Below are 6,700 nucleotides of genomic sequence, written 5' to 3'. Positions count from 1 at the left end.
AAATGTACGGATGCTCCCCACTCTTTCTTCGGAACTCTGACCAAAGAACAATGGGGAATGGGAATGTACAAGCATTTGGATCATCATTTACAGCAATTCGGAGTATAAAATGGAATTCATAGATCAGGCATTAGACGATTACTGCTGCGAACATACAACGGCAGAATCCGCATTATTGGCAAAACTGAACCGCGATACGCACGTAAACATCTTACAGCCGCGTATGTTGAGCGGACATTTCCAGGGACGTCTGTTGAGTTTGCTTTCGAAAATGATTCGTCCGGAGCGCATTCTGGAAATCGGAACATACACTGGTTATTCGGCACTTTGCATGGCTGAAGGATTGACAGAAACCGGGAAAATTATTACACTGGACATCAATGCTCAACTGGAAGATTTTGTCCGTTCGTACATATCAGAAAGTGATTACGCTTCGAAAATAGATTACCGTATTTGCAATGCCATGGAAGAAATTCCACAACTTGACGAACAGTTTGACCTGGTTTTCATCGATGCGGATAAAATGAATTACATCAATTACTACAACCTGGTTTTCGACAAAGTGAAACCGGGAGGATATATTTTATCCGACAACGTGTTGTGGTCCGGAAAAGTCGTTCAAACAGAAGGGAAAATCGATAAAGACACGCAATTACTGAAAGATTTCAATGAGTTGATCCACCGGGATGAGCGCGTTGAAAATCTTCTGCTTCCGATCCGCGACGGGATTATGATTGCCCGTAAGAAGTAACTAAAAATGGAGAGTTTAAATGAGCATTGAGGAGTTTGTACTGAACTTGTCGATGTAGAGTTGAAATGCATTTGAACTTTTCAATTCTCCATTTTCAATTAGCCTATGTTGGTCTGATCACCGTTTTTTCTTTTTCCAGTTCTACGTCGTTAGCTTTGCTTTTCGATACGAATTTTCCTTCCTTGAATTCGTAAGTCAACAAATCGTAGCCCCCATAAAGTGCACTCGTTCCTTCATTTTTGAACGGAAGAGCTATTTTCAGAACTCCTGTAAATTCCTTTCCGTTGACATAAAAGGTCAGAATTTCCAGGTTTCGCAGAAACTTACTGTATTCCAAAAACACATCATCCGTTTCCACCTTTTTACGGTCTGCAACATAGTAATGAACGACTTTAAAGGTATTCTTGTTTTCGATCTTCTTTGGAATTGCTTTCGTAGTCAGGAGCAATTTTTTCTTTTCCGTAACAATGTTTTCCGGACAAATACTGAAATAACTTCTCCCTACTTTTTCCTCCTTGCAACCTGATTGCGCGAAAAGCGCATGGGAAAAGAAACTGCTTAAAACCAGGAAGCAAATTTGAATACTGAATAACCGAACTTTCATGAATTTGATTTTGTTTTTTTAAATGTAATGATAAACGCAGACAATCTGCTCATACTGCTCCTAAATTAGAATTCAGACTTTTTATGTAAGAAAATATTGTGCCAACCTTCGGCTGCGCTCAGCATAGAAAGTTCAATGGTTGAAAAAGTTCAACAGAGAATGGAAAAGTTGTTTATGTCAAATACATTTGAACATTTTATCTCTCATCTGTGAGAATCAGGAGATCCGGGAGATTTTTTTCGCAACAAAATGAAAAAAAGAGTAACCTTTTCGCTGAAATTACGATATAGTCATTTGGGCATAATCTTTGCCTGCCAGAACTGTATTTATAAATCGTATGTGGAAGAACTACTTATTTATTGCGGGAATTACGTTGGTTTCCATTCATTCATTAAACGCGCAGGAAGAAGATCCGTCTTGTTTGCCCCCATCCAAAAAAACACTCAAACTGATTGAAGCCGGAAGAAATGCTCCGGACGCGAGAACAGCTGCTGAAAATTTCAGTAAGGCGATGGAAGCTGAGCCGGATAATGCAACCGCTTATTTCGAGTTTGCCATGTATGCCTACAATTCAGGAGTGAAAGCTTACGAAACATCCGCCAATCCGGCAACCGGTGACCGCAGTTTTCAGCGGGCTGAAGAATTGTTTGAGAAAGCAGCGGAACTGTGCCCGGATTATCATTCCGACATGTATTATTACCTCGGCGTAATCAATTATACGCAGGAACAAAAAGACATTGCAACCAACTGGTTTCAAAAATTCATTGCATTTAAGAATCCCGATAATTCGCGTTACGGAGCTACGTATACCAAACAGTTGAGCGATGTAAAAGCGCTTCTCGTAACTGAAAAAGAAGAAAAAGACATGTTGAGCAATGTGGTTCCCTTCAACCCGAAAAAAGTTCCGAACGTGTCGACAGGAAACGACGAATATTTCCCGATGATTTCTCCGGATAACTTATTGATGTTCTATACCCGCAAACAGGATTTGAAAAACCTCGGAGACATCGTTTCCAATGTACAGGAAGTTTACACCTACTCTATCCGCACGGATGAAGGTTTGTCTTTCGACGCCGGAAAAGCTTTCCCGAAACCGTTTAACAACGGAACATTTCAAAGTTACGGTGCCGCAACGATGTCTGTCGATAACAAAGAAATGATCATCTGTGCCTGCAAAAAAACCGAGGTGAAAGGACAAGCTTACATGAATTGCGATTTGTATTCGACCACCTATCAGAAAACAGGTCCAAATCCTTCGGATTATCAATGGTCGGAACTGATTAATTTAGGTCCGAAAATCAATACTCCCGACGGCTGGGAAGGACAACCTTCTATGTCGGCTGATGGAAACACCCTGTTTTACACCGCAAACCGCGCAAGCACCAGAGATAACGATGTATTTATCGTGAAAAGAAATACCGACGGAACCTGGGGAGCACCACGACCTTTCGACGAAATCAATACAGCCGGAAAAGATAAGAGTCCGTTCCTGCACCAGGATAGCGAGACGCTTTACTTTGTTTCCGATGTTTCGGACGACCGCAAAGGAGTTGGAGGCTTGGATATTTTCTACATGCGTGAAGAAAACGGAGCCTGGAGCAAACCTAAAAATATCGGTTACCCGATCAATTCCAAAGAAGACGAATTGGGTGTTTTCGTTTCAACAGATGGAAAACTGGCTTACTTCTCTTCCAAACAACAGGGAAACTGGGATATTTACGGTTTCGAACTGTATGAAGAAGCGCGCCCGAAGCCGGTTACGATCATCAAAGGAGATTTGAAAGATCCGGAAGGAAAACCGATTGAAAATGCAACCATTGAAGTTTCTTACGAGAATTCGGAGAAAGTGGAACAGGTTCGTGTGAACGGGAATGACGGGAAATTTGCGGTGGTTGTGAAAACAGATAAACCGCAGGATATCATGGTTTCCGTGAAAAAAGAGGGAGCTGCTTTCGACTCAAAACTGATCACGAAAGAAGAAATCACGAAGAAGGAGAATCGTGTGAATAACAAACTGGAAGTAAAAGAACTGAAAGTGGGTGAAGCGTACACACTGAATGACATTTTGTATGATTACAACTCGGATGTGCTTTCAAACAAATCGAAATTCATTTTACGCGAATTTGCACGTTTCCTGAAATCAAATCCGACGATTAAAATCATGATCCAGGGACATACCGATAGTGACGGTGACGACGCAAAGAACTTAGATCTTTCAGACCGACGTGCCAAAGGAGTAAAAAGTTATCTCGTTTCCCTTGGAATTGAAGAAGACCGACTTGAATCAAAGGGTTACGGAGAATCCAAACCAAAAGTTGCCAACGATACAGCTGAAAACAAAGCGAAGAATCGTAGAACGGATTTCTTGATTCAGGGAATGTAATTTTTAAGGTAAAAATGAAAAAGTAAACGTTTAAAAGATAGAGTCATTTTGAAGCCGGAGGAATCCGGCTTTTTTGTTCATGCTAAACTTCAACTCCGCTCCCCTTCTCGATACATCCCGACTGAAACGTCAGGACACTCGAAGTGACGGGAGCTTGTTCAAAAGTAAAAACGGCATCCCGAAACTACTCAATGTCCTTTTCAACTTTACCATTCTCCATTTTCAATTATTGATTGATCACCTTAAACGTCGTTCTTCTATTCTTTTGGTGCAATGCTTCCCGCTCCGCTTTTACCTTCAGAGTTTCAATATAAGCTTCCGTCAGTAAAACAGGCTTGCCTTCCGCATTCAAAACCGGTTTCTTATCCGGGCCATACAATTGGTTCGGCTGCGTTTCACCATATCCTTTCGGGATCAGGCGCAACGGGTCAATTCCTTTTGAAACCAGGTAATTTACACAGGATTTCGCTCTACGCTGGGAAAGATCCAGGTTGTAAATATCCTTTCCCCGTGCATCTGTGTGTGAATTGATCTCTACCGAAATGTTGTTGTTCAGCTCCAGGAAATCGAATAACTTATCCAGAACTGCCTGGGAAGCCGGTCTCAATTTATCGGAGTTGAAATCGTACTCGATACCTTCAATCTCAATTTCATCCTGTGGAATCGGTTTCAGATAAAAATCTCGTGTGATGCTGGTTGTTTGTGTGATTTGGTTGGTATTTACACTTGTTGCATCCGCAAAATAATTCAGTTTCTGAGCCTTGATAAACAATTCCACACCGTAATTCAATTCCTTTTCGTAGAATCCGTTTGAATCTGTAACGATCGTGTAAGGAGGGAAAACTCCGCGTACATCCTTGAAGGTTAATTTCGTATTCGGCAGGATTTCTTCCGTTTCCTTGTTATAAGAATATCCGCTCAAATAAATGTGAATCGGTTCATTCACCACTTCGTAAATGTCGTAACAGCTTCCGCCCTTGCATGGTTCACGGTCGCTGGAGAAAAATCCTTTTGACAAACGGGAATCCCACATCATGTACGCATCATCTTTACTGGAATTAATCGGCATTCCCAGATTTGCAGGAACACTGAATCCCTGTGTTTCCCGGTCATAAAGTGATTTGAAGATATCCAAACCTCCCATACTTCCATGTCCGTTTGAAGAGAAAAACAAAGTCGATGAAACTTCATGAAAAAACGGTGTTACCTCATCCTGATCCGAATTGATCAAAGCTCCCAGGTTTTCCGGTTGACCTTGCGTATTTCCGGCTGAATCAATGGGAATTTTCCAGATATCCATTCCCCCCAAGCCTCCCGGTCGATTAGACGAAAAGTACAATGTACGCCCATCCATGGAAACATAAGGCTGAATGCTTTTGTAGCCAGGATAATTTACGGAAGAATCCAATTTGTAGGCTTCAAAGAACTTGAAATTGATCATCCGGGCCAGGTAAATATTCTGTTCTGTGCGTTTTTCTTCGCTCCAGCGGGTATAGAAAATCACGTTGTTGTTGTTGAACGAACCTGCACCGTCATTTTGCGCACTGTTCAGCGGGCGACCAAAATTCGTTGCCTGCGACCAGGTACTGTCTTCCTTCAGTTCTACCCAATACAAATCGCACAAATATTCCGATTGCTGTTTTTCATTCAGGATCACTCCTCCTGCTCTTGCCGACGTGAACATCAATTTCTGATCCTTGTCGAAATACATCGTTGCAAAACTCGCTGTTCCTTTATTGAAAATCGCTGTATCGGCTAATTTTACACTGATTTCACGTGTTTTATGCAGTTCTTCCTTTGCCAGATGACATCCGGTCATGGAAACCTGAGCGGCATGAATCAATTCATCGTCTGCTTGCGGAGAACGGATATAATCTTCAAATTTTGTAATCGCTTCGTCATACTTATTGTTGTTCATATAACTCTGCGCCAGGTAATAACTGTCGTGTGGATAAGCTTTTTCGTCTGCCGTGCTTTTCAAATGTTTTTCCGCATTCGGGTAATCGTGCATCCGGTAATAACACCAGGCCACCTGATGATGTAAATATTGCTCCAGCGTCACTTTCAGCGTACTGTCAACTTCTACTTTTGGTTTTGAAGTCAGTTTCCGGTTCGTAACCTGTATTTCATACGGATAAACCAGGGTTGAATTTGCCACAGAATCCGACAAAGCCAGTTTGTATTGTTCAACGGCATTCACATAATCCAATTTCTTGAAATGCTCATCACCCAAATAGATATACATTTTTTTTGATTGCGCCAGTGATATTCCGGATATCACTAAAAACAACAAACAACTGATCGTAGATTTCATACTAACAACGAAATATTATAAGCGCGGACAGATTTTGTAATCGGCCGGTTTTTGTTTTTTGTGGATATAGGTAAAGGACAATTCGAATCCTCCTTTGCTTTTTGAAGCTGCTGTCAATGATGAAATATTGAAATCATACGCCACTTTTATAATGAACTGTTCTTTCTTCACACCGATCGTCGCAATCATAGCGTCTTTTGCCCTGAAGATCACTCCTCCCAAAACATAAGCAGCGCTTCCCTTCATAAAATAACCTGCTTCAAGTGCATAAGTCTGCTCGTGAAATTTCTTTTGATTCATGATCAGTACTTTTGGAATGAGGTAGAACAATTCCGTGATATTTATCCGTGTTCCCAAATGCGTGTACATCCGAAGCGGCAATTTGGTTTCTCTTCCGAAAAAGGATTCGTTCGGCTGCGTTAAATTGAATAAGGAAACACCGATAAACGGATTCAGTCTTGCTTGTGATTTGGAGTAATAATACAAAGCACTTGCATTCAACATCGGAATAAACTTCGACTGAGCACCGAAATCTTCTCCGGAAACAATTGTTTGGTCAAACTCTCCACCATTGTTCAGCGTATACTGATTATTGAATGAAAGCAGCTGGTACTCGATTGATTTTTGCGTAACACCACCTTGCAATCC

General features: G+C 41.4%; 6 protein-coding genes. 3 read left to right on the top strand and 3 right to left on the bottom strand.

What is annotated here, in order from left to right; translation table 11 throughout:
* A partial coding sequence (locus tag Q1V93_RS14795; RefSeq protein WP_300665722.1) for a DUF1569 domain-containing protein occupies positions 1–108 on the top strand: 108 nt, incomplete at its 5' end.
* A 1-nt stretch (position 109) separates the two neighbouring features.
* The gene (locus Q1V93_RS14790; RefSeq protein ID WP_300665720.1) at positions 110–751 is read left to right on the top strand and encodes a class I SAM-dependent methyltransferase; all 642 of its coding nucleotides are present in this window, start codon (positions 110–112) and stop codon (positions 749–751) included.
* Between the two features lie 103 nt (positions 752–854).
* Here the strand turns inward: Q1V93_RS14790 and Q1V93_RS14785 are convergent, their stop codons facing one another.
* Entirely contained in the window at positions 855–1,355 is a 501-nt protein-coding gene (locus Q1V93_RS14785) for a hypothetical protein (RefSeq protein WP_300665718.1), read from the bottom strand.
* Between the two features lie 337 nt (positions 1,356–1,692).
* Here Q1V93_RS14785 and Q1V93_RS14780 point away from each other — a divergent pair, with 337 nt between their 5' ends.
* Positions 1,693–3,738 (top strand): OmpA family protein, encoded by a 2,046-nt coding sequence (locus Q1V93_RS14780; protein ID WP_300665717.1) that lies wholly within the window; start codon positions 1,693–1,695, stop codon positions 3,736–3,738.
* 226 nt (positions 3,739–3,964) lie between these two features.
* Here Q1V93_RS14780 and Q1V93_RS14775 read toward each other — a convergent pair whose 3' ends face one another.
* A complete protein-coding gene (locus Q1V93_RS14775) occupies positions 3,965–6,052 on the bottom strand; it encodes an OmpA family protein (RefSeq protein ID WP_300665716.1) in 2,088 nt (695 codons plus the stop codon).
* A 15-nt stretch (positions 6,053–6,067) separates the two neighbouring features.
* Positions 6,068–6,700, bottom strand: a 633-nt coding sequence (locus Q1V93_RS14770) for a hypothetical protein (protein WP_300665715.1), incomplete at its 5' end; no start/stop codon positions are given.

Origin of the sequence: Fluviicola sp. (genome assembly GCF_030151805.1) — a bacterium.
GTDB lineage: Bacteria > Bacteroidota > Bacteroidia > Flavobacteriales_D > Crocinitomicaceae > Fluviicola.
This window is presented reverse-complemented; position numbering and strand designations above follow the sequence as displayed.